This window comes from uncultured Sulfitobacter sp. (assembly GCF_947499945.1).
GTDB lineage: Bacteria > Pseudomonadota > Alphaproteobacteria > Rhodobacterales > Rhodobacteraceae > Sulfitobacter.
The window spans coordinates 1-980 of the sequence record NZ_CANMQD010000019.1 but is presented as its reverse complement, the minus strand read 5'-3'; the positions used below and the strand labels follow the sequence as shown (position 1 = coordinate 980).

The 980-nt window shown below is 56.9% G+C and carries 2 protein-coding genes and 1 pseudogene; all 3 read left to right on the top strand.

Annotation, left to right across the window (positions count from 1 at the left end; genetic code table 11):
* Positions 1–84, top strand: a pseudogene (locus Q0775_RS19920) (succinyl-CoA--3-ketoacid-CoA transferase); the annotation flags it as partial.
* Positions 81–707 carry a 3-oxoacid CoA-transferase subunit B gene (locus Q0775_RS19915; protein WP_237272673.1) on the top strand — a complete coding sequence of 209 codons (627 nt, stop codon included), beginning with the start codon at positions 81–83 and terminating at the stop codon, positions 705–707. The pseudogene Q0775_RS19920 and the gene Q0775_RS19915, both read left to right, overlap by 4 nt.
* Positions 700–980 (top strand): benzoate/H(+) symporter BenE family transporter (locus Q0775_RS19910; RefSeq protein ID WP_298865387.1); only part of this gene is annotated, 281 nt, incomplete at its 3' end. The genes Q0775_RS19915 and Q0775_RS19910, both read left to right, overlap by 8 nt.

The following is a 980-nucleotide window of genomic DNA, read 5'->3' as shown; positions in this document are numbered from 1 at the left end:
CACCTGCCCGGCATTTATGTGCATCGCATCATTCAGGGCACCCATGAAAAGCGGATAGAGCAACGCACAGTGAGGACAGCATAATGTGGGATCGCAATTTGATGGCGGCACGCGCCGCACTTGAGCTGCAAGATGGCTGGTACGTCAATCTTGGCATCGGCATCCCGACGCTGGTCAGCAATCATATCCCCGAAGGCATCGAAGTAACCCTGCAATCGGAAAATGGCATGCTGGGTATGGGGCCGTTTCCAATTGAAGGAACCGAGGACGCCGACCTGATCAACGCAGGCAAACAGACCATTACCGAGCAGCCGCAGACGTCGTATTTCGACAGCGCCACCAGCTTTGGCATGATCCGCGGCGGCAAAATCGCTATGGCTATTCTGGGTGCCATGGAAGTGGCGGAAAACGGCGATCTGGCGAACTGGATGATCCCCGACAAGCTGGTCAAAGGCATGGGCGGTGCTATGGATCTCGTCGCGGGCGTTGGCCGTGTCGTTGTTGTTATGGATCACACCTCCAAACACGGCGATAGCAAGGTTTTACGCGAATGCACGTTACCGCTGACGGGCAAGGGGGTCGTCGATCTGATCATTACCAATCTCGGTGTTCTTGAAGTCACCGACAAGGGACTGCGCGTCATGGAACTGGCTGACGGAGTCAGCATGGATGAGATGGTCGCTGCCACTGATGCCAACCTTGTCTGAGGGGATCTCCACAAAGCGGCCGTGGTGGCGGGATGTATCAGGCACGGCAATCGGCGCGGGATTTCTCGCGGTGCTGATCTCGTATTCTGGCCCGTTGCTGATCTATCTTCAGGCGGCTAACGCGATGGCAGTGCCGCCTGCTGTTTTCACGTCGTGGGTCTTTGCGATATCGATGGGGGCGGGTTTGTCATGTATCTTTCTTAGCCTTTGGTTGCGCGCGCCCGTAGCGCTGGCATGGTCCATCCCGGGAACCGTGTTGCTGATCTCCATCGG